21 protein-coding genes and 3 pseudogenes are annotated in these 20,772 nt (G+C 44.0%); 14 read left to right on the top strand and 10 right to left on the bottom strand.

What is annotated here, in order from left to right; translation table 11 throughout:
• The first annotated feature begins 164 nt into the window (after positions 1-164).
• Complete coding sequence (locus F6J90_RS11905) at positions 165-500, top strand: XisI protein (protein ID WP_293093298.1); 336 nt, start codon at positions 165-167, stop codon at positions 498-500.
• 66 nt (positions 501-566) lie between these two features.
• On the opposite strand, the gene F6J90_RS11900 is transcribed toward F6J90_RS11905, so the two are convergent.
• The 4 genes and pseudogenes from F6J90_RS11900 to gyrB all read right to left on the bottom strand — a co-directional run bounded on the left by F6J90_RS11900 (position 567) and on the right by gyrB (position 4,947).
• Positions 567-890, bottom strand: a complete 324-nt coding sequence (locus F6J90_RS11900) for a XisI protein (RefSeq protein WP_293093295.1) — start codon at positions 888-890, stop codon at positions 567-569.
• A pseudogene (locus tag F6J90_RS11895) lies at positions 878-1,393 on the bottom strand (element excision factor XisH family protein). Before F6J90_RS11895 ends, F6J90_RS11900 begins: the two are co-directional and overlap by 13 nt.
• A gap of 191 nt (positions 1,394-1,584) precedes the next feature.
• The gene (locus tag F6J90_RS11890) at positions 1,585-2,301 is read right to left on the bottom strand and encodes a type I restriction endonuclease (RefSeq protein ID WP_293093292.1); all 717 of its coding nucleotides are present in this window, start codon (positions 2,299-2,301) and stop codon (positions 1,585-1,587) included.
• A 198-nt stretch (positions 2,302-2,499) separates the two neighbouring features.
• Positions 2,500-4,947 (bottom strand): DNA topoisomerase (ATP-hydrolyzing) subunit B, encoded by a 2,448-nt coding sequence (gyrB, locus tag F6J90_RS11885; RefSeq protein WP_293093290.1) that lies wholly within the window; start codon positions 4,945-4,947, stop codon positions 2,500-2,502.
• 201 nt (positions 4,948-5,148) lie between these two features.
• Between gyrB and miaA the strand changes: the two genes are divergently transcribed.
• A complete protein-coding gene (miaA, locus tag F6J90_RS11880; protein ID WP_293093287.1) occupies positions 5,149-6,129 on the top strand; it encodes a tRNA (adenosine(37)-N6)-dimethylallyltransferase MiaA in 981 nt (326 codons plus the stop codon).
• A 94-nt stretch (positions 6,130-6,223) separates the two neighbouring features.
• Here the strand turns inward: miaA and F6J90_RS11875 are convergent, their stop codons facing one another.
• Positions 6,224-6,490, bottom strand: a complete 267-nt coding sequence (locus F6J90_RS11875; RefSeq protein WP_293093284.1) for a hypothetical protein — start codon at positions 6,488-6,490, stop codon at positions 6,224-6,226.
• A gap of 25 nt (positions 6,491-6,515) precedes the next feature.
• Between F6J90_RS11875 and F6J90_RS11870 the strand changes: the two genes are divergently transcribed.
• Both F6J90_RS11870 and F6J90_RS11865 read left to right on the top strand, forming a co-directional pair.
• On the top strand, positions 6,516-7,388 hold the full coding sequence (locus F6J90_RS11870; RefSeq protein WP_293093281.1) for a hypothetical protein: 873 nt from the start codon (positions 6,516-6,518) through the stop codon (positions 7,386-7,388).
• 689 nt (positions 7,389-8,077) lie between these two features.
• A complete protein-coding gene (locus F6J90_RS11865) occupies positions 8,078-8,269 on the top strand; it encodes a hypothetical protein (RefSeq protein ID WP_293093278.1) in 192 nt (63 codons plus the stop codon).
• On the opposite strand, the gene F6J90_RS11860 is transcribed toward F6J90_RS11865, so the two are convergent.
• Positions 8,232-9,740: an ATP-dependent DNA helicase RecQ gene (locus F6J90_RS11860; RefSeq protein WP_293093275.1), complete on the bottom strand. Its 1,509-nt coding sequence runs from the start codon at positions 9,738-9,740 to the stop codon at positions 8,232-8,234. The genes F6J90_RS11865 and F6J90_RS11860 overlap by 38 nt on opposite strands.
• A gap of 215 nt (positions 9,741-9,955) precedes the next feature.
• Between F6J90_RS11860 and F6J90_RS11855 the strand changes: the two genes are divergently transcribed.
• From F6J90_RS11855 to F6J90_RS11835, 7 genes and pseudogenes are all read left to right on the top strand, one after another.
• Complete coding sequence (locus F6J90_RS11855) at positions 9,956-10,930, top strand: Rpn family recombination-promoting nuclease/putative transposase (protein WP_293093273.1); 975 nt, start codon at positions 9,956-9,958, stop codon at positions 10,928-10,930.
• Positions 10,931-11,752: 822 nt separating this feature from the next.
• Entirely contained in the window at positions 11,753-12,502 is a 750-nt protein-coding gene (locus F6J90_RS11850) for a reverse transcriptase N-terminal domain-containing protein (protein ID WP_366513747.1), read from the top strand.
• Positions 12,444-12,674 (top strand): reverse transcriptase domain-containing protein, encoded by a 231-nt coding sequence (locus F6J90_RS43565; protein WP_366513746.1) that lies wholly within the window; start codon positions 12,444-12,446, stop codon positions 12,672-12,674. The genes F6J90_RS11850 and F6J90_RS43565 overlap by 59 nt, the downstream gene beginning before the upstream one ends.
• A gap of 81 nt (positions 12,675-12,755) precedes the next feature.
• Positions 12,756-12,977 (top strand): annotated as a pseudogene (locus F6J90_RS43560) (group II intron maturase-specific domain-containing protein); the annotation flags it as partial.
• 12 nt (positions 12,978-12,989) lie between these two features.
• The gene (locus tag F6J90_RS43555; protein WP_366513745.1) at positions 12,990-13,382 is read left to right on the top strand and encodes an HNH endonuclease; all 393 of its coding nucleotides are present in this window, start codon (positions 12,990-12,992) and stop codon (positions 13,380-13,382) included.
• A 54-nt stretch (positions 13,383-13,436) separates the two neighbouring features.
• A pseudogene (locus F6J90_RS11840) lies at positions 13,437-14,382 on the top strand (DUF4351 domain-containing protein).
• Positions 14,383-14,640: 258 nt separating this feature from the next.
• Positions 14,641-15,222 (top strand): DJ-1/PfpI family protein, encoded by a 582-nt coding sequence (locus F6J90_RS11835; RefSeq protein WP_293093270.1) that lies wholly within the window; start codon positions 14,641-14,643, stop codon positions 15,220-15,222.
• A 39-nt stretch (positions 15,223-15,261) separates the two neighbouring features.
• On the opposite strand, the gene F6J90_RS11830 is transcribed toward F6J90_RS11835, so the two are convergent.
• From F6J90_RS11830 to F6J90_RS11820, 3 genes are read right to left on the bottom strand one after another with little or no spacing between them, the layout of a single operon-like run.
• On the bottom strand, positions 15,262-15,387 hold the full coding sequence (locus tag F6J90_RS11830) for a hypothetical protein (RefSeq protein WP_293093268.1): 126 nt from the start codon (positions 15,385-15,387) through the stop codon (positions 15,262-15,264).
• A 29-nt stretch (positions 15,388-15,416) separates the two neighbouring features.
• Complete coding sequence (gene moeB / locus F6J90_RS11825) at positions 15,417-16,589, bottom strand: molybdopterin-synthase adenylyltransferase MoeB (protein ID WP_293093265.1); 1,173 nt, start codon at positions 16,587-16,589, stop codon at positions 15,417-15,419.
• Between the two features lie 34 nt (positions 16,590-16,623).
• The gene (locus F6J90_RS11820) at positions 16,624-17,106 is read right to left on the bottom strand and encodes a M67 family metallopeptidase (protein WP_366513744.1); all 483 of its coding nucleotides are present in this window, start codon (positions 17,104-17,106) and stop codon (positions 16,624-16,626) included.
• Between the two features lie 43 nt (positions 17,107-17,149).
• On the opposite strand from F6J90_RS11820, the gene F6J90_RS11815 reads away from it, so the two are divergent.
• Together F6J90_RS11815 and F6J90_RS11810 are read left to right on the top strand one after the other, a co-directional pair.
• The gene (locus tag F6J90_RS11815; RefSeq protein WP_293093260.1) at positions 17,150-17,281 is read left to right on the top strand and encodes a hypothetical protein; all 132 of its coding nucleotides are present in this window, start codon (positions 17,150-17,152) and stop codon (positions 17,279-17,281) included.
• Positions 17,282-17,512: 231 nt separating this feature from the next.
• A complete protein-coding gene (locus F6J90_RS11810) occupies positions 17,513-18,730 on the top strand; it encodes a hypothetical protein (protein ID WP_293093257.1) in 1,218 nt (405 codons plus the stop codon).
• Between the two features lie 108 nt (positions 18,731-18,838).
• Here the strand turns inward: F6J90_RS11810 and F6J90_RS11805 are convergent, their stop codons facing one another.
• Positions 18,839-18,967, bottom strand: a complete 129-nt coding sequence (locus F6J90_RS11805) for a hypothetical protein (protein ID WP_293093254.1) — start codon at positions 18,965-18,967, stop codon at positions 18,839-18,841.
• 69 nt (positions 18,968-19,036) lie between these two features.
• On the opposite strand from F6J90_RS11805, the gene F6J90_RS11800 reads away from it, so the two are divergent.
• Positions 19,037-20,740: an ABC-ATPase domain-containing protein gene (locus F6J90_RS11800; protein ID WP_293093251.1), complete on the top strand. Its 1,704-nt coding sequence runs from the start codon at positions 19,037-19,039 to the stop codon at positions 20,738-20,740.
• Positions 20,741-20,772: the final 32 nt, after the last annotated feature.

Genomic DNA, 20,772 nt, shown 5'->3' with positions numbered 1-20,772 from the left:
TTTGCTGTTTGATACCGTGGGTGTAACGGGCATCTTGGTGGAACAGGCTTCCAGCCTGTGATGGGGTGAGCGGTCTTAACCAAGTGCGAAGAAGTTGAACATCAGGGCAAGCCCACACCTAACGCACCCTACTGGACTGGCACTGAAGAGGAAGTGATTATAAAATGGATAAATTAGAAAACTATCGCCAAATTATTCGTCAAACCTTAACCCCTTATGTTAACATTGATTACTCTAATGTTAATATCCGTAACCATGCAGCATTTGACCGAGAAACAGACCAATATTTAATTGTTTCTGAAGGATGGAATAACCAAGAACATCTTCATAGTTGTTTGATTCATGTCGGAATTCTTAATTATAAAATTTGGATTCAATGTGATAATACTGAAGACGGCATTGCTAATGATTTAGTGGCAGCAGGTATTCCAAAATGTGATATTGTTTTAGCTTTTCATCCTCCAGATGTTCGCAAATTTACTGAGTTTGCTGTTAGTTAAAATCCGGTTAGGTTGCGTGGAACAGGCTTCCAGCCTGTGGCAATTTTCGGAAGGGCAGTTCCAACACTAGTCTTCCATCGCAGCAGCAATAAGTTTGCGGACGCTGGGAGAGCGAAATCCTAGTATAATATCTTTGGGAGAAACACCCCGCTCAATCAATTCACGATCAATATAAATCTCAGTGCTATTGTGCTGTATCCAGATTTGACCTTCGATTAGCTCAAGATGCATAGCGCAGCCATAGATGCGGTACTCATTACGCCATTCGTTGTGGAAAACCAAATAACAATCCCGTTCTCTATCAAAGATAAGTTGAGCATTGAGATCATAACTAGCAAAACTTTCTAAAAATTCGCAGGTAATTTGGCGATACTGATCTAATTTATCCATTGGTTAATCACCTCATGATTCGGATCGTAAACAATTAATCGGACTTGATATCTTTCAATCACAGTTTTTGCAGGTTCAAATCTTAGGTGCGCTTTCCGTTGGCGAATTAAATTCGCCACGGGTCGCACCTGATGAACATTTGGTAGGTATCTTTGGGAATCGCCAGATACAAAATGCGTTCTGGCTCATCAGAGATTTCTAAGGCAATCCGATAGTTAAGAAACTGACCAAGAGCGGTGTGAAATTGAGAGATAGTTGAGCCACCGGCAAAGCTTTTAACCTCCACTGCTATTTTACAACCTTCTTTCTCAGCAGCGATTGCTTCTTCCGCAGCCATATCGATATAGATATCAGCCATGCCGTGTCTTGATGCAGTCGCTCATGGGGGAAACCCCCAAGACCGCGCTGCATCGCTAGCGCAGTTGATAGGGATCGTGAGTAATCAGCCAACCATCTTTTTGTAGAGCTATTTTAACTGTATTGTGGAAAATATCTTTTGCCATATTTTGATTATTATCATAAAATTCCTAACACTGGTGGTGCGTTACGGGACGGGCTGTCCCAACACTACCAGGCGGAAAATCAGTGCGAGCCCGTCCCTAACACTGGCGGTGCGTTACGGGACGGGCTATCCCAACACTACCAGGCGGAAAATCAGTGCGAGCCCGTCCCTAACACACCCTACTGGACTTGATTATTGGCTCAGTAATTGATTAAAGCGCTTTAGGATTTTGAGAACCTGCTCCAAGCCTGTCTTATTCCGAAGAGAAAATGAATCCGATTCACCATACTTTGGTGTATTGTCTTTGCTCAGTTTTAGGAAAATAAAATCTGGCCCATTAGTAATAAATCCAAAAGCAGGTCTTTCTGATTCAATATTTCCTAGCATATAACTTAGTGCTTGGGGGATGCCAACTTCCAGGGAGTAATCGGCTCGTTTGGCTTCGATGACTAATACCCAAAATTCAGGAGTATAGATCAGTAAGTCAAGTCTTCCGGTAATAATTGTTTCTTGATCTTCGGAAGTAATTTCTACAACTTTTTCAGCAGTAATATAAAAGGGATAACGATAAAAGCCAGCTAGTTTCAATAATGGGGAAAGTACTACCATTTTGACAATGGTTTCCACCATTGGGCGCTCTGATAAGTGGAGATAGTCTTTCTTTATTTCCTTTAGCTCTTTTTTTTCTAATTCTGTTAGTTCTGGTAAATCATCTTGCCACTCCTGAAAGAATTGCTCATCATCAGTGCGCTCTAAGCCAAACTTTACTCTTAAATCATAGAGGGTAATCTGGTTAGCTGGAATTGCGGTAACCATGGCTTGATTTACTATAAGGTAGTAGGGAGCAGGGAGCAGGGAATAGGGAACAGGGAACAGGGAATAGGGAATAGGGAATAGGGAACAGTTCACTAAAAAAGCTTTTCAGCTTTTATCAATGTCCTAACGTAAGCTATCAGCTATCAGCTATCAGTTATCAGCTTATTCCTTGAATCACAGCGTCGAAGCCTGTGCCACTCTAATTGAGGTGCTTTTGAATAAAATAAGCTGACAGCTGACAGCTGACAGCTGATAGCTTACACTAGTACTAATTTGTAAGTAACCTAGATGCTAAATATCTAAATCGTTTAGATTGAGTCGAGCGCCATAGGTTTCAATGAATTGGCGGCGAGGAGCAACCCGGTCTCCCATGAGTACAGTAAAGATTCTGTCAGCTTCAGCAGCATCTTCGATTTCGATTTGCTTCATGGTGCGAGTTTCTGGATTCATGGTGGTGTCCCACAACTGCTGTGGCATCATTTCACCTAATCCTTTGAATCGTTGGATGTTATAGTTAGCGTTTTCGGGAAATTGGCTAATCCGCTCTTGTAGTTCGCGATCGCTATAACAATAGTTATGGTTGCGACCTCGTTCTAGTTTATATAAGGGAGGACAAGCAATGTAGATGTAGCCTTGGTCTACAAGGGCTCGTTGATAGCGGTAGAAGAAGGTTAGTAATAAAGTACGGATGTGAGCGCCATCCACATCAGCATCAGTCATTATTACGATGCGGTGGTAGCGTAAATTGGACGGATCGAATTCTTCTCCTTTTATCCCTAGCCCTAGGGCTGTAATTAGGGATTGGATTTCTGTGTTCTTGTAAATTTTGGCATCATCAGTTTTTTCAATGTTGAGGATTTTTCCACGCAGGGGGAGAATGGCTTGGAATTGGCGATCGCGTCCTTGTTTAGCACTGTTGTGAACAAACACCCCACTCTCTAGAGCGAAATTATGGGTATGAGGCACTTCGATATCATAGACATCTACCAATTGTTCTAGGGATTCAATGGAAACAACTTGGTAGTTATAGTTAGCAACAGCTTCACAAACCTGTGTCTGATTACCGGCAACAGTGGAATAAGCTTCTTTGTGTTGGGTTTTGAGGTTTGCCTGTTGCCTGATTTCTGCCAGTGGGCGATACAGAGGCATTAGTAAATCATCAGGAGTCAGAGATACTGCTGGCTTATAACTACCATCCCGCAACATGAACAGGTGATCGGGAGTGCAAATAATGGTTTCTGAGTTATCTAAGGTAAGTTTGATGACTTCAGCATTGGCTTTGGTCATTCTGGGATTGATAATCCGTTCTATTCCGATGCTGCCGTTATTGGTAATCGTGTAGCAAAAATGCTCTTTACCCATAGCTTGTTCAGCTACGAGTTCTTTGAAGCTCAAAGACCGTCCATCAGCCAGGGCAACCTGTGTCTCTCCAGAAAAACATCCCCCTGCACTATCTCCCTCAACAATGAATATCTCTGATTCCCCTGGGTCCCGAGAACTACAATCGGCTAACTTACCGGGTAAGGGAGAAGACTCTAGTACTGACTTGCGCCGGACTAATTCACGAGCACGACGAGCAGCTTCTGCGGCTTTATAGGCTTGAATCGCTTTTTCTAAGATAGTATCGACTACTTGGGGACGAAAATCCAGGTATTCAGTCAAGACTTCCCCAACTAGGGAATCTACAATGCCCCTTACTTCTGTATTTCCCAGTTTAGTTTTGGTTTGACCTTCAAATTCTGGCTCTGGGACTTTGACAGAAATCACCCCAGTTAATCCTTCTCGGATATTCTCACCACCTAGGTTAGACTCATTTTCTTTGAGTTTATTGCGCTTGCGTGCGATCGCATTCATGGTTCGGGTCAAGACTGTCTTGAGCCCCTCCAAGTGGGTACCACCATCAATGGTGCGAATATTGTTAGCAAAACCCAGCAAATTATCACTATAGGCATCAATGCACCATTGTAGTGCCACTTCCAATTGGATACCGTTGCGTTCCCCTTGTATATAGATAATCTCCTCGTGTAGGGGGTGCTTTTCTCGGTTCATGTAAGCGACATATTCCTGGATCCCTCCTTCGTAGTGATAGGTTTCTACTCTGGGTTCTTCCAGGCGATGGTCTGAGAAGGTAATTTTAACACCAGCATTCAGGTAAGCCAGTTCTCGGAGACGTCCGGATAAGGTGGTGTAATCAAACTCAATACCGCCAGTAAAGATTTCGGTATCTGGCTTGAAGTTTACTGAGGTACCAGTGTGGGTCTTTTTATAGGGCTTGACGAGTAGTTCAGTCATGGGCACACCCCGCTCATAGCGCTGGGTATGTTCTTTTTTCTCCCGCCACACCGTTACCTCTACCCACTCAGACAGAGCATTGACTACGGAAACACCAACACCGTGCAATCCTCCAGAGACTTTATAGCCGCCGCCACCAAATTTACCACCGGCATGAAGTACGGTCATTACGGTTTCCAGTGCTGATTTCCCTGTGGTAGGGTGGGTGTCTGTAGGAACCCCTCGTCCGTCATCGGTAACGGTTACGGAACCATTGCTATTGATATCAACTTCGATGTGAGTACAATACCCAGCAAGAGCTTCATCGATGGAATTGTCTACAACTTCGTACACTAGATGATGGAGACCCCTAGGTCCAGTTGTCCCGATGTACATCCCTGGGCGTTTCCGCACCGGTTCGAGACCTTCTAGAACTTGAATCTGATCGGCACTGTAACTACTCGTCATAATCTTTCGGGGTTCTCCCTTAAAAGCTTTGAAAGGCTATGATTCATCAAAAATGATAAAACACCCTAAAATTCTAACACAAAAGCCTTATAGGCGACCACAGCCCACTTTCATAGATTATTTCTATAGGGGATTCACTATATAGGTTATCACCTGGCAGTGGGTCAGTGGTCGAGTTAGTCCCAAATGCCACAATCGAAGATGAAACAGCCCTCCCCTCAAAACTCAAAACTCAACACTGAGCACTCACCAGTCATAGTAATTTGCGGTGCTACAGCCACAGGTAAGTCGAGTCTAGGGATAGCATTAGCACACCGGGTTAGTTCAATAATTCTTAATGCTGATTCTCGTCAGGTTTACCGAGAATTTGATATTGGAACGGCTAAGCCGACACTGACTCAACAACAGCAGGTACCCCATTATCTGATTGATATCTGTGACCCAACAGAAACCTTAACTGTAGCTGATTATCAACAGCAAGCCCAGGCAATCATAGCTAGCAAACACAGGGAAGACCGGGTAGATCAGGCTGACTTAAACAATAAACCTCTTTTCCTGGTTGGTGGTACTGGTTTATATATCAAATCGGTAGTGCGGGGGTTAAAAATTCCTCGGGTTGCGCCTCAGGAAGATTTGCGATCGCAACTAGCTGCTCTTGGTCAAGCTCAGCTCTATAACTTCCTTCAACAGATTGACCCTGTTGCTGCTCAGAAGATTCATCCCAATGACCAAGTGCGGACATTGCGAGCATTGGAAGTATTTTATGTAACTGGAATTCCGATATCACAGCAGCAGGGAGAGAATCCTCCTAATTATCCAATTCTCCAGATTGGCTTGGAATGTCGGGATTCTGAAACTATTACCCAGCGGATTGCTCAGCGTACTGACCAAATGTTAGCAGCAGGATTTGTGGCTGAGGTGGAAACTATTGCTCAGAAGTATGGATGGAATTTACCGTTACTTGATACGTTGGGATATCGGGAATTTAAAGATTATCTTGCTGGTAACTTATCCCTTGAGCAGGCCAGAGAGTTAACTGTTGTCCACACTCGCCAATTTGCTAAACGTCAACGCACTTGGTTTAAGGCTTATCCTGACATTGAATGGTTTGATGCTGATTATCCTGATTTGTTGGAGAAAGTTTTGCAGCGGGTAGAAGGTTTTTTAGAGACTGTTTGCTGAGGGGGTGACGTTTTTTTTATAACTGAATAATATCCAATTTAAATCCGCAAAATATTACTACCATTGCTATAGAAAAAATTTACATAAAAATGAATTAAAAATATTGATTTATTAAAGCAGTATTATTGTATATAAACGTATACAGTTGAGGCTGGTATGCTAGTAATACAGCGGTTTGCACTTCAGTTAGGTACAAAGTTTTGGGTTTGTAGGGAGCAGGGACTGAGGCCGTAGGCCACGCTACGCGAACGGAGCAGGGAAGAGGGAAGTCGGAAGTGGGAAGAGGAGAAACAATGTGTACCTGATAGTTATGCAAACCGCCGTAATAGGAGGTATGAAATAAATACCTTAGGAATTTCATGATTTTTAGCTGTAATTATTTGGCCATGAATACCAAACGTATACCGGGAAAAATTAAAAGAGAGTTTTTCCGAATACCGATACTCCATAAGTTATCCTATGGCAACTATCTAATCAGACTAGAAAACCATTCTAATTTCCTACCTAGCCTAGCACCAGTAGATTTACCATTGTTCAATTCTCTAAAGAGAGAAGGAACGTTTATTACTTCTTTAGAAGAGTTAGCAATTTCCTCTAATGAACTGAGAGATAGTGCGGAGGATATCGTAGCCAAATTACGGGCATTGCCCATACCGAAAATTGAGTCTTGTATAACCTATCGCAACGAGCTAATTAATTACCCACAAATTTTTAAGTGGGGACTTAACGAACGATTGCTTGATATTGTAGAAAATTACCTTGGTGTTCCAGGGTTCTTGGCTGGTCTAATCTTTCAAAGGAATATTGCCGATGGTAAACCAGTAAATGTCAGGCAATGGCACGTAGATGCAGAAGACTATCGCATTCTTAAAATCATTATCTACTTGAATGATGTGGGGTTAGATGGTGGCCCTTTTGAATATATTCCCAGACATTTAACCTCATCATTAGCTGAAGCCCTGAACTACAATTATTACTGTTCTGGTTTAGTCTCAGATAAATACATGGCAAGGGTTGCGTCTAAATTTACCAGTAACCCTTGCACAGGACCCTACGGCACAGTAATTTTTACTGACACACGCAACATTTTCCACCGTCTGAAACCACCTACTGCATCAGACCGATACTCAATTACTTTCGCCTACACCTCTAGACGACCGATCACAACCTTTGAGAGAATAAACTACTCTCAAAAACAGTTGCAAGCCATTGCCAGCGGTTTAAGCCAACGACAACAAGATTGTCTCTTTTTGAATTAAAGTTTTGATCATTAGAGTGGAGTTGCGCCATGATTAACCCAGCTGTTTCGTGCTTACATGGACTTCACTAGTGAACCATAATAACCATGACCAAAAGCAAGGCAGAAAGCAGCAGGCAGCAGGCAGTAGGGAAAAGAGTTTCAGTTTTTTTTCCTGATTTAATCAAGCGATGCAGCAAGGGAACAGGGGAGGCAGCAAGGGAACAGGGGAGGCAGCGCGGTCTTGGGGGTCTCCCCCATGAGCGACTGCCGTTCCCCCAGCGACTGCCGTGGTTTCCCCCACTCGCGCTTTGCATCAAGACAAGGTCGTTTAAATGCGCGACAGCTTATTTTAAGGTAGCGTGACAGCTCCTACACTGACTCTGCTCTTACAGAGCCGCTCCGCGAACGAGTTCAGTGTAGGCAACAAGCGCCAATCCGGGCATCCCTTAGGAGGCGCTGGGCTTTAAGAACGGACTGCCCTCTCTTGATGCAATAGCGAGTGGGGGAAACCCCCAAGACCGCGCTGCATCGCTGCCGCTCTGTTTTCTTGGTCTTTTTTTTAAGAGTGTTTTGCTGACAAACCAGCATTTAAGGCCGTAGGCCACGCGGGGCGCGTTCGGCTTTGTTTACCAGTACATATATTATAGCAATTCCATGCATACCCTGTGCAAAATTCATCCCACACCTAATGCGCAGCATAGGTGTGGGATGAATTTTGCCGGACAGCTAAAACAAGCACCATTACTCCCCATCTCCCCATCTCCCCATCTCCCCATCTCCCCACCCTTCCCTCTCTTGCCCTACTCCCTACTCCCTACTCCCTACTCCCTAAAACCCAAGAGGAGGTACCTCATCCAATTAATCAATGGGATAAACAATTATCACAGCGATCGCATTTAAAACCAACCGCTTCTTGAGTAAAACCAAATGCTTTTAGTAAAAATTGCCAACGACACTGGCGAGTTTTCAGGTATTGATTCATCTGAGACTGGGCTTGCTGTTGGATATTACTAACCTGTGCCAGGGAGGAAGATTTTCTAGACCGGTGTTGCCGGTAATGGAATGGATCAATCCATTCTAGTTGACCAGCACTATCCAGGAGTGCTAAGGCTATGGCACCATTGGGAAATTCTTTGGCTACTTTGGCTACTTCTCCCTGGGCTGGTAATTGCTTTGCTAACTGTTGAGCTTGTTGGTATTGCGATCGCATTTGATGGGCAAAAAACTCTTGTCGTTGCTTATCCTCTGGATTTAACCATCCCGTTGGTTCACTGACTAAGGTCAAAGCATCTGCTGGTTTACCATCCCTTCCCCCACGACCTACTTCCTGAATATATTCCGATAAAAGTAAAGGTGCTTGGAAATGCACGACCCAGCGTACATCTGGCTTATTAATCCCCATGCCAAAGGCACAGGTACATACCACAAATTGGGTCTGACCACTAATCCAACTGGCTTCAATTTTCCGACGTTCCTGAGCACCCAAGCCAGCGTGGTAAGCTGCGGTGGAATACCCCAAGGAAGTAAACCATTGCGCTAACACTTCACTATCTTTTCGGGAACGGACATAGACTAAACCAGCTTGTTTAGGTCTGGCTTTAATATAGGTCAATACTCGTGTTTCGCGTCCTTTGGGAGTCCAGACGGTTTGGACGTGGAGGTTAAGATTGTCTCGATAGGGGCTAATTAAAAATGTTTGGGGTTGTTGCAGTTGCAAGACTTTGCGGATGGTTTGTTGAGCCTTGGGGTCAGCGGTAGCAGTAAAGGATGCGATCGCAATTTTTGTTCCCTTGGGCTTACACTTGAGCAGTGCTGGTCTTACTGCTCCCAAACGGCGATAAGCGGGTCTAAAGGTATCACCCCATTGAACCAAACAATGGGCTTCATCTAAAATCAATCCATTAATCTGAAGCTGTGGCTGACACAACCGTTTCCACACTGCTGCACTGAGTAGGGTTTCTGGGGATAAGTAGAGCAATCGCAGTTGTTGCTTTTCTAGAGCTTGAAGGGTTTGTTGCCGTTGGTAGCTAGGTAATTCACTATGTAACAGAGCAGCAGGTAATTTGCGATCGCGCAATTCCTGCACCTGATTTTCCATCAATGCTACCAGTGGAGAAATCACTAATGTTAATCCAGTTTGTAGTAAAGCTGGTAGTTGAAAACAAATCGACTTACCACCACCAGTAGGCAAAACAATTAAAGCATCCCGTTGTTCTAAAATCATCCGAATAATTTCACCTTGGGGAGGTCGAAAATCCTCGTAACCCCAGAATCGTTTCAACGCTGCACGAACATCATCCCATTGATGATTACTGGATTGATTACTATTAGTTTTATTGCTACTATTATTACTAGTCTTTTGAAGAACCATCCTGCTTTTGTTCCGTTGATTCCTTTTAAGCTTAGAGAAATGCTAACGGGTGATACACCAGAATATCAACGGATTTTGCTAGGATGATTACTGAAAGGATGTCCGTGAGATTCCCTAGGAAAGACATTGTCTTGATCCAGCGCGGTCATGGGTGAAACCCCCAAGACCGCGCTGCATCGCTGACTAACCACTCTACCTCGTAAACTGCTAACACCATGAGATTCATTAGTCCCAAAACTGACTTTGCTTTCAAGAAAATCTTTGGCTCAGATCAAAGTAAGGATATTCTGATTTCCTTTCTCAATGCCATGATCTACTCTGGGGAGTCGGTAATCCAGGATTTAGAAATCCTTGACCCCTATAGTGCCGGGGATGTAGTGGAGTTAAAAGACACTTATCTGGATGTTAAGGCAGTATTAGAGGATCGAACAACTGTGCTGATTGAAATGCAAATCTGGAATGTAGAGGCTTTCGAGAAGCGAGTGGTGTATAACTTGTGCAAAACCTATGGGAATCAACTAAAGTCGGGACAGGGATATTTCGATCTAAATCCAGTCATTGCTTTAACCATCACCGATTTTCAACTGTTCCCATCAACACAGAAAGTAATTAGCTGTTTTTGCTTTCAAGAAAAAGAAGAGCGATTGGCTTATCAGGAAAATGAATTAAAGATGGTGTTTGTGGAACTACCGAAATTCACTAAACAGCTGGAAGAGTTAGAAAGTGTGATAGATAAGTGGATATATTTTATCAAAGAAGCGCCCAGCTTAGAAATTATTCCTGACAATCTCAGGGAAATCCCACAGCTAGAAAAAGCCTTAACTATAGCCAATCAAGCGGGCTTGAGTGTGTCAGAATTGGAAAAACTCCGCAAGCAGGAGATGGTCTTGGAGGACACACGAGGTGCATTGAGTCTAGCTCAACGGGAAGGAATAGAACAGGGAATAATACAGGGAATAGAACAGGGAATAATACAGGGAATAGAACAGGGAATAATACAGGGACGAGTACAAGGGGAAAGAAGGGTAATATTGCGACAGCTTGAGCGCCGTTTTGGCAAACTAACCAGTAATATCATGGCATTAATCGAAGCTTTGACGAATCAAGAGCTAGACCGTTTATCAGAAGCCATCTGGGATTTTCAGACCAGTGAAGACTTACTCAACTGGCTCCAACAGAACTCTAACTAAAATCACAGCTACTATCATAGCTTGACTCCATAAACAAGATCCGGGTGCGATCAATTTTTTAACTGGGATTCACTAGACTGTCTGAGATAGTGTTAAGTTTGAACAATTTGCCTTGGCCTACGATAATATCTGTAAATACTTAGCAGAAGTGCGGCTTGTTCCTAGGAGGAGCCTCCTGAAAAAGGAGGGGTATAACTAGGGGAATTCGCGGGACAATCCCGAATTCTAACTGTCTTTCGGATGGTGGTGAAAACCCACCCCTTTAGGAGATAAGTGACTCCCTACCTTGGCCACACCGAATAAGCGGCAACTTATGGAGTGAAGCTGGCAACAGGGCGGAATCAGAGGTAAAACAGATTAGCCACACTGCCGCTAATGGGGAGACGACAAGGGTAAACAAGTCCTAGAAAAGTGTCTGAAAGTAAAGCCACAATCTGAACAAAAATGTGCGACTTTATCCTTTCTATTCTCACGGCGTTTTTTTTGCGACAGTCGTAATCTCCGAGAAGAGGATAGGCAAACTGGTTAGAAGTTACCGCAAGAATAGTGGAGCCTTTATAGTTAGAGGGTTATGGGAAAAAGGGTTAAAAATTTTGTAGTAAGGCTCCACTATTCTAAGGTTTCATCTCCGGACTGCCCTAAATCGTCAAAACAATCTGATAGACGGAACAAGTAAAAACGACAGCAAAAATGGGTCCCGGACGTAGTCGAACCCCGGTAAGTTATGCCAAACTTAATCCCCACTGTCGGGTAGGATGCCATCGTAAAACTGATGGCGGGTATCCAGAGTACACAAAACTAATGGAGAGCACGGGTAGACACATGTCAAATAGATATAGTGACCTATGGAAAAGCCAAAAGTGGAAACAACTCCGCCGGAATCTTTTCCGCCTACAGAGGAGAGTGTATAAAGCAGTTCGAGATGGTGACTTGAGGAAAGCACGGTCTTTACAAAAACTGATTCTGAAGTCCCGCTCAGCACAACTACTGGCTGTCCGTCAAGTGACACAGCTCAATCAGGGTAAACGTACCCCTGGAATTGATGGCCGGTCAAGTCTCAATTACAGACAGCGAATGGAACTGGCTCAAGCATTGAACGATTACGGCCACGACTGGAAACATAATCGACTTCGTGAAATCCCAATCCCTAAAAAGAATGGGAAAATAAGAGTGCTAAAAGTGCCTACAATCGCTGATAGAGCATGGCAGTGTCTAGCAAAATACGCTCTAGAACCCGCCCATGAAGCGACGTTCAGTGCCTTCAGCTACGGGTTTAGGACTGGCAGATGTGCCCAAGACGCACAAAAAATTCTGTTTTTAAACCTATGCTCAAACAAGAACGGCATCAACAAAAGAGTAATTGAACTAGACATCAAGAAGTGTTTTGACCGCATATCCCACAGCTCCATTATGGATAGATTGCTAGCCCCTGCGGGTCTGAAGATGGGGATATTCAGATGTCTAAAAGCAGGCATCAATCTGGAATTCCCAGAGCAAGGCACGCCCCAAGGAGGTGTGGTCAGTCCACAAAAGCGCCAATATCGCACTAGATGGAATAGAAGAGGTAAATAAAGGTGTCAGAAGCATCAGATATGCAGACGACATGATTATTATACTAAAGCCAAAAGACAACGCTGAAAAGGTGTTAGAAAAAGTTAAAAGTTTCCTTTCCCAACGCGGTCTGGAAGTAAATCTTGAGAAGACCAAGTTAACCAAAACGACAGACGGGTTTGACTTCCTATGAAGTTACCGTAAGAATAAAGAAGCCTTTACAGGGGACAGACTATGCAAAAAAGGGTTAAAAATTATTAATTAAGGCTTCTTTATTCTAAGGTTTCGTCTCCTGGGGTGGAGATTCCGCGTCCAGAAAAACGGTAAATTCCGATGCACTCCCTCAGAGGAAAATCACCGGAACATACGTAAGAAAATCAAAGCCGTAGTCAACAGCTCGAATTATGGCGCTGAAGTAAAAGCAAAAAAGCTAGCACCTATCGTGAGAGGGTGGAGGAATTACCACAAAAGTTGCGACATGAGCAGCTCACGAGATTCTCTATGGTTTATGAGCAACACCGCTCACCGAAAATTCCGAAAGGAAAAGAAAGTAAGTCGGTACAAAGCTAAGAAACTATGCGAAAAGGGATTCCCAGTCGTGGGGTATGAACAAAACCAGCACGTAAATGTCAAAGGAACTAAGTCTCCATATGACGGAGACTTAATATACTGGAGTCAAAGGAATTCAGTACTATATGACAACCTTACAGCAAAAGCTTTGAAAAAGCAGAACCATTCCTGTGGACACTGTGGACACAAGTTCCTAAGCGACGAATCTGTACACCTTCATCATGTAGATGGAAACCACGACAATTGGAAGCAAAAGAACTTATTAGCTGTACACCAAAGCTGCCACCAAGAAATCCATTGGAGCAAACCGAAAGGTAAACCGAAAGGTTGAGGATACTCAGGAGCTGGGTGCGATGAAAGTTGCACGCCCAGTTCTGAAGCGGAGGTGCCCTGGGTAATACCAGGCATCGACCGTAACGAATACCCATCGGAGTTTTTTCATTGGCTATTGGGTGAAGAACCTCGCGATATTCAGGTACTTAAAAGCGATGCAGCGCGGTCTTGGGGGTTTCCCCCATGAGCGACTGCATCAAGACACCGAATTAAGTGCTGAACCAATTCAAGCTGATGCTCTGAGTCTACTGCAAAGCACTAACCAAATTCTGCACCTAGAATTTCAAACCCTACCCCCATCCGAGCCACCATTACCATTTCGGATGTTGGACTATTGGGTCAGACTACAACGTAAATACCGATGTCCCATTGACCAGGTCGTGATTTTCCTCAAGTCTACGACCTCAGATCTGGTATTTACTAACGAGTTTAGGGATACTAACACCTGGCATCGTTATCGAGTAATTCGCTTGTGGGAGCAAGACCCTCAACCACTGTTAGCCAATCGAGCGCTGTTACCCTTGGCAACTCTAGCTAGGAGTAATAGCCCTAATCGGTTGTTAGAGCAAGTGGTTGCCGAAGTGGATAAAATTGAAGAAAAACCATTACGGGGAAATCTAGCCGCCTGTGTGGATGTATTGGCTGGTTTACGGTTTGATAAAGATTTAGTCCGTCGATTATTATCAGAGGAAATTATGGAAGAATCAGTCACCTATCAAGATATTATCCAAAAGGGAGTCCAAAAGGGACTCCAGCAGGGACTCCAGCAGGGACTCCAGCAGGGACTCCAGCAGGGACTCCAGCAGGGACTCGACCGAGGAAAGCAGGAGGAAGCGGTATTAATTGTGATGCGTTTGCTAACCCTGAGGTTAGGTTTACTTGACCCTGTGCTCCAACAACAGATTGAGGGATTATCGATTACTCGATTGGAGGAATTGAGTGAAGCGTTGTTGAATTTTAAGACCGCAACGGATTTAGCGGTTTGGTTGGAGCACTAAATCCCAATTTTTGAATTAAGAATTTAGAATTAAGAATTAAGAATTTAGAATTTAGAATTCTTCATTCTTCATTCTTCATTCTTCATTCTTCATTCTTCATTCTTCATTCTGCATTCTTCATTCTTCATTCTTCATTCTTCATTCTGCATTCTGACAGACAACCTTGGCCTTTCGGCCACGCTACGCGAACAACCTCAGAAGCTTGATAGATTAGGATTGCTCAAGAGCTATTCCGATTCAAACCACAGGAGTGATAACATGGCAGGAAAGCAAATCTTAATGCTCGTAGGTGACTTTGTAGAAGACTACGAAGTGATGGTCCCCTTCCAAGGGTTGCAGATGGTAGGACATACCGTTGATGCTGTCTGTCCTGACAAAAAAGCTGGGGACATTGTTCGTACAGCGGTTCATGACTTTGAAGGAGACCAGACTTACACTGAGAAGCCTGGTCACAACTTTACCCTCAATGCCACCTTTGATGGGATCAATCCTGAAGATTATGATGCCCTAGTGATTCCAGGGGGGCGAGCACCAGAATACATCCGCCTCAATCAAGATGTGATCAAAATCGTGCAGCACTTTGCCCAAGCGAACAAACCAATCGCAGCAATTTGTCATGGTGCTCAATTGTTGGCAGCAGCAGATGTACTTCAGGGTAAAAAATGTTCCGCTTATCCAGCCTGTAGTCCCGATGTTACCCGTGCTGGTGGAACCTATGCTGACATCCCAGTAGATGAAGCAGTAGTAGACGGTAATTTAGTCACAGCTCCCGCTTGGCCTGCTCATCCCCGGTGGCTAGCAGAATTCCTCAAGGTTTTGGGTACTCGTATCGAGCATTGATAGCACTTTTCAATGGGCTAAGGTATAAATTCCTGGGTTTTAGGGAGTAGGGAGCAGGGAGTAGGGAGCAGGGAGCAACTTTGAGATCAGTGCTGAACTATACTTTGTAAAGGTTAAGACATATTTCTGTTCCCTGTTCCCTGTTCCCTGTTCCCTTGAAACCAAAAACTATGTCCTAAACCATACTTCCCTTGTTAATATTGCGGTACTGATGAATCAATTTCCTGACTCCAGGCAGTAATACCTCCTTTGACATTAATCCCTTCAATACCAGCCTCTTTCAAAATTCCCAATGCTTTAGCTGAGCGACCTCCCTTCTTACAATGGGCAATCAAGCGATGACCATTAACCAGTTCCTTGACTTTTGCTACACCAGAACCCTGTTCAATCTCCGGTAATGGCACTAGAACTGAGCCAGAAATCTTAGCAATATCATACTCATGGGGATTGCGGACATCAATCAAAACAAAATCATCCGCACCACTATCCATGAGTTCCTTGAGCTCCTGGACATTCATCTCTTTGATATCCATCTGGCGTTTGGCTTCCTCTTCTTTAGCTTGGGGAATGCCACAGAATTGTTGATAGTCAATCAACTTCTCAATGACCGGTCGTTCTGGATTGAGTCCCAGTTTCAATTCCCGGAAAGTCATATTTAAAGAGTTGTACAGCAACAAACGTCCACTGAGGGTATCGCCCTTGCCTAAAATAATTTTGACCGTTTCCGTTGCTTGGATCACCCCAATAATTCCTGGCAAAATGCCCAAAACCCCTCCTTCTGCACAGGAAGGTACCATTCCTGGTGGTGGGGGCTCAGGGAACAAGTCGCGGTAGTTGGGACCACCTTCGTAATTAAACACTGTCGCCTGTCCCTCAAACCGGAAAATAGAACCATAGACGTTTGGCTTATTCAGAAGCACACAGGCATCATTGACTAGGTAACGGGTGGGAAAGTTATCTGTACCATCGACGATAATGTCATAGGGTGCCATGATTTCCAAGGCATTCTCGGAATTCAGCAGGGTTTCGTAGAGGTCTACCTGACAGTGAGGGTTGATTTCTAGAATCCGCTCTTTGGCCGACTGAATTTTGGGTTTACCTACCCACGAAGTCCCGTGAATTACCTGACGTTGGAGGTTAGAACTATCTACAACATCGAAATCGACTAGACCTAAGTTTCCAATTCCAGCAGCAGCAAGATACAGCAATAGGGGTGAACCTAATCCACCACTACCTATACATAGGACACTGGCAGCTTTGAGGCGTTTTTGTCCATCTAACCCAACTTCGGGCAAAATCAGGTGTCGGGAGTAACGTTCGTATTCGTCTTTACTTAATTGGATTTCATCTAGATTGGGATTTAACATGGCATGTTGGGTTTGAAGCGGTAAGACTCAGCACTTAACCTTTGATCATGATAGTTTCTTCTGGCTGGAACTGGTGGTGTTCATCCAGGCTCCAACTTCTGAAGTCACAGGCTTTACCTTCCTCAACAGCAACAATAATATACGAGTATTGCTGCCAAGCGATCGCACGATCAAATTCTGAAGGTACCGCTGGGTGATCCGGATGAGAGTGATAGATCCCGATTATATCGAGATTGCGATCGCGTGCGTCTTTTTGTGCCCGCATTAGCACCTCAGGAGCAATGCTGAATCGGCGCTGTCTGCTATAATCTCCCTGATGTTTGCCCTCAACCGTAGGATAGGCATCAGCCGCTTCAGCATCCCAGTTGTTCGGTGTGGGTAATACCTCAACCAGCGTTTTCACCTCACCCCGGTGCTTACCCAATAGTAAACCGCAGCACTCTTCAGGATAGGTGCTCTCTGCGTGGCTTTCAATTGCCAGTTGATGCTCAGTGTCCAGTTTTAAGCCCATACCCATTTAACCATCACCATGTCTTGATGCAACTCTTTTTTGTTCACAGTTGAGTGTATATGTAAGCATTCAGCCGTCAGCCGTCAGCCGTCAGCCGTCAGCTTATTTTATTCAAAAGCTGTTCGGTGTAGCGTCGCCACAGGCCAATGGCCACTCAAGTAGTGCATTAGCTGATAGCTGATAGCTGATAGCTGATAGCTTACGTGTATATTACCGTCAACTGTCAACCGTGAACCAAAAATTATCAATTATAAAATTATCAACTATAATATCACTTGTAATAGGTAAGATATTGTCGGGTGTAATACTTATTAGTCTTCGGGGTTGGTCAAATTTAAATTAACAAGTCTCAATTCACCAGTCTCAATCGTAAATTTTCAATTAACAAGTCGTTAAGGCACCAGGGTTTGATATGACTCCTAACCGCACTATAACAGCAAACAACGAAGAATATCGATTTTTTTTTCAGGAGAATGCTGCCAATATTTTTAAACACCATGACCGGGAAGTAATAGACTGCTTGCAACGTCGAAAAATTCCGATTAGCAACATTATCCCATTGGATCAGGTTTACAAGATATCTGTCAAAATCGGTAAAAATATTCCCTTTAAGTCAGTAAAAAAATTAGCCTTACAACAAATGGAGGCAGTAGGGGAATTTCTCCAATATTTTCAAATAAGCATCCTCGGTCAACCCACCAGTATCTTCCAACTCCATGAGATTGAAATTAAAATAGATAAAATTTTTACCCCTGGCTTAACCTATGAGGCCGGGAAACTACTAATCTCTATTCCTGACTCTTCCTTACCGTTTCAGTCCCGTTACCTGACCGATCAGGAGCTTAAAAATCAATGGAATAAGGGGAATCATCTCTCTAAAAAGTCTCTTTCTCGTAAAGCTTGGTGGTTATTAAATCCGATCGGGGAATTTAGGACTAACCTCAGAACAGTGCTATGGCAAGCTGCCCAAAAGCAAATTTTAGGTATTGACAAACTATTACTTAAGTTTGGCTTAATTGATAGATATGATAGAAGTGAGCAAAGCAGTGATCAACAAGGCTTACTGTTCAACCAGAATCCTCCACCACAAGCTCAGGGGTTAAACCAGAATCCTCCACCACAAGCTCAGGGGTTCAGAGAAGGTGCGATCGCATTGATCAAAAACTCTGTAAATGAAGAGAAGCTGGGCATAGACTTAGAAGTAGTACTTAAGGATCAAGATGAGGCTACATTAGGGAAGCTGCTGGGATTATTTAGACAAAACTTGGCAGACGCCGGTCAAATGGAAGAACTTATTGAAGCTGGTGCTTTAACCCTACAACAAGCAGTTTTCCATGAACAATCTGAAATTGATATTAAGATGTTTGGGTTTGTGAATGTGGGGAATTATCATCGCATTGATGTATCGCTGAATCTCAGTGCTGGTTACTTGAAAAAATATGTTGAATTGATTCCCCGAAAGGCTGTAATCAAAGCAATTCAATTCGGATTTGTTAATGTCTATACTATAGATGATATTACAGTAAATCCTAACTTTCATGGAGCAATAAAGCTTTATTGGGAAACTGCTGCTCTGGAAAAATCACTGCAAGAATTAAGTCTAGTAAATCTCTCCGAGCAGTCAAGTTAGTAAACGTAAGCGGTCAGCGGTCAGCGGTCAGCGGTCAGCGGTCAGCTATCATGCAAACGTAACTCACATTAAACCTCTTGCAAAAGTATTTTTCTGATAATGTTTACGTCAATTCTTGTCCACTGTTCCGGTGATCCGCTGTTCCCTGTTCCCGACAACTGCCCCGAAGTCTAATAAGCTGACGGCTGACGGCTGACAGCTGACGGCTAAATGCTTACCTAAACAGTCAACAGTCATGAATCCCTTGTTAATTGACAAGTCGGTAGTAACCATTGACAATTAACAAGCAATTTTATGCTTGCAATTATGGCCACTAGCAATCAATTGGAGTCTTTACTCCTACAACTCGATGATCGCAGCTACAAATCCTACAGAGATATCAAGGGCAGCTATCAGTTTCCAGATTTCACTCTAGTCATTGACAGGGTTCAGGGAGACCCCTTTGCCTCTCCTAGCCAAGTGCGCGTGTACTTACCCCAGTCAGTGGCTGGTTTCCCCAGTGAGCTGTATCGCACTGACAGCCGAGCCATTGCCCTAGAGGATTATCTAACTCGCTCATTTGATTGGGTAGCTGGGGAAATGAGCTGTCGGCGGGGTACCGGGAATAGTGGCTTGATTGCCATTACCCGTGTCGGACAATCAGTACTGGAGCGCACCTCCGCTTTGGTGAGTGATGAAGGGGTAGAAATCCGGTTTGTGGTAGGATTACCAGCTCGTGGTCGTCGGATTTCTGGGCGTCAGGCCGCAGAAATGCTATGCCAAGATATCCCTGATATTATAGAGCAATCCATCAAGTATGAAGTCCTCGATCCAGCTGCCATTAAGCATCATGTAGAAACAGTGGAAGATGCCGATTGGTTGCGTCAACAGCTGGCAAGTCATGAATTAGTTGCCTTTATTCCTAACGGTGCCATTTTGCCACGCTCGAGTGGGGTGGATGACAAACCATTGCAAGAGGATGCGATCGCATTTCAATCTCCCAAGACACTTGAAGTAGCATTCACTTGTCCCAATCGAGGATTAATTACCGGTATGGGAATCCCAGAAGGGATCACCTTGATTGTAGGAGGTGGCTATCATGGCAAATCCACAATGCTCAAAGCCATTGAATTAGGAGTTTACAATCATATTCCTGGAGATGGACGGGAATTAGTAGTCACCAATCCCACCGCTGTCAAGATTCGGGCTGAAGATGGTCGGGGGATTTCCGGTGTAGATATTTCCCCATTTATTAATCAATTACCTCACGGTCGCTCCACTGAAAAATTTTCCACCACCAATGCTAGTGGTAGCACCTCCCAGGCCGCAAATATTATCGAAGCACTTGAGGCCGGTACCAAGTTACTGTTGGTAGACGAAGACACAGCAGCAACTAACTTTATGATTCGCGATCGCCGTATGCAGGAGCTGATTGCTAAAGATAAAGAACCCATTACACCATTTATTGATAAAGTCAAACAGCTCTATACCGAGTATGGTGTCTCTACTATATTAGTCATGGGAGGCAGTGGAGATTACTTTGATGTAGCCGATACCGTCATTGCCATGGACAACTTCCAACCCCAGGATGTCACCGAAAAGGCTCAGTTAATTGCCGAAAAATACTTTACCGAACGCACCGCTGAAGGCGGGAAACACTTTGGCACTATTACCCCACGAGTACCATTAGCCGATGGGATTGACCCAAGTCGTGGACGCAAAGCCGTCAAATTGAAAGTCCGAGATGTAGATGAAGTAGGGTTTGGTGCAGAAAATATTGATTTATCTGCTGTTGAGCAAATTGTAGAAGTAGGTCAGTTAAGAGCAATTTCCAGGGCTCTTGTTTATGCTAAAGAAAAGTATATCGATGAACGGTTGACCCTATCCGAAATTTTAGCTCTGGTGATGAAAGATATTGAAGAAGAAGGATTGGATGTACTAACTTTCTTTCCTGAAGGGGATTTAGTCCAATTCCGCCGCTTGGAATTAGCAGCAGCTCTGAATCGATTGCGGACCCTGTCAGTGCTTTGAGGGTAATTTGATTTAACAGTCCTTTTAAAATT

The sequence above is a fragment of the Moorena sp. SIOASIH genome, from assembly GCF_010671925.1.
GTDB lineage: Bacteria > Cyanobacteriota > Cyanobacteriia > Cyanobacteriales > Coleofasciculaceae > Moorena.
Note: the sequence above shows the minus strand (reverse complement) of the source record. Positions and strands in the feature narration are given on the sequence as shown.

What these genes read in the sequence shown, in the direction of transcription:
- F6J90_RS11905 (WP_293093298.1), top strand. Translation starts at nt 165, where the DNA reads ATGGATAAATTAGAAAACTATCGCCAAATTATTCGTCAAACCTTAACC.
- F6J90_RS11900 (WP_293093295.1), bottom strand. Translation starts at nt 890, where the DNA reads ATGGATAAATTAGATCAGTATCGCCAAATTACCTGCGAATTTTTAGAA.
- gyrB (WP_293093290.1), bottom strand. Translation starts at nt 4,947, where the DNA reads ATGACGAGTAGTTACAGTGCCGATCAGATTCAAGTTCTAGAAGGTCTC.
- miaA (WP_293093287.1), top strand. Translation starts at nt 5,149, where the DNA reads ATGAAACAGCCCTCCCCTCAAAACTCAAAACTCAACACTGAGCACTCA.
- F6J90_RS11875 (WP_293093284.1), bottom strand. Translation starts at nt 6,490, where the DNA reads ATGAAATTCCTAAGGTATTTATTTCATACCTCCTATTACGGCGGTTTG.
- F6J90_RS11870 (WP_293093281.1), top strand. Translation starts at nt 6,516, where the DNA reads ATGAATACCAAACGTATACCGGGAAAAATTAAAAGAGAGTTTTTCCGA.
- F6J90_RS11865 (WP_293093278.1), top strand. Translation starts at nt 8,078, where the DNA reads ATGAATTTTGCCGGACAGCTAAAACAAGCACCATTACTCCCCATCTCC.
- F6J90_RS11860 (WP_293093275.1), bottom strand. Translation starts at nt 9,740, where the DNA reads ATGGTTCTTCAAAAGACTAGTAATAATAGTAGCAATAAAACTAATAGT.
- F6J90_RS11855 (WP_293093273.1), top strand. Translation starts at nt 9,956, where the DNA reads ATGAGATTCATTAGTCCCAAAACTGACTTTGCTTTCAAGAAAATCTTT.
- F6J90_RS11850 (WP_366513747.1), top strand. Translation starts at nt 11,753, where the DNA reads ATGTCAAATAGATATAGTGACCTATGGAAAAGCCAAAAGTGGAAACAA.
- F6J90_RS43555 (WP_366513745.1), top strand. Translation starts at nt 12,990, where the DNA reads ATGAGCAACACCGCTCACCGAAAATTCCGAAAGGAAAAGAAAGTAAGT.
- F6J90_RS11835 (WP_293093270.1), top strand. Translation starts at nt 14,641, where the DNA reads ATGGCAGGAAAGCAAATCTTAATGCTCGTAGGTGACTTTGTAGAAGAC.
- moeB (WP_293093265.1), bottom strand. Translation starts at nt 16,589, where the DNA reads ATGTTAAATCCCAATCTAGATGAAATCCAATTAAGTAAAGACGAATAC.
- F6J90_RS11820 (WP_366513744.1), bottom strand. Translation starts at nt 17,106, where the DNA reads ATGGGTATGGGCTTAAAACTGGACACTGAGCATCAACTGGCAATTGAA.
- F6J90_RS11810 (WP_293093257.1), top strand. Translation starts at nt 17,513, where the DNA reads ATGACTCCTAACCGCACTATAACAGCAAACAACGAAGAATATCGATTT.
- F6J90_RS11805 (WP_293093254.1), bottom strand. Translation starts at nt 18,967, where the DNA reads ATGACTGTTGACTGTTTAGGTAAGCATTTAGCCGTCAGCTGTCAGCCG.
- F6J90_RS11800 (WP_293093251.1), top strand. Translation starts at nt 19,037, where the DNA reads ATGGCCACTAGCAATCAATTGGAGTCTTTACTCCTACAACTCGATGAT.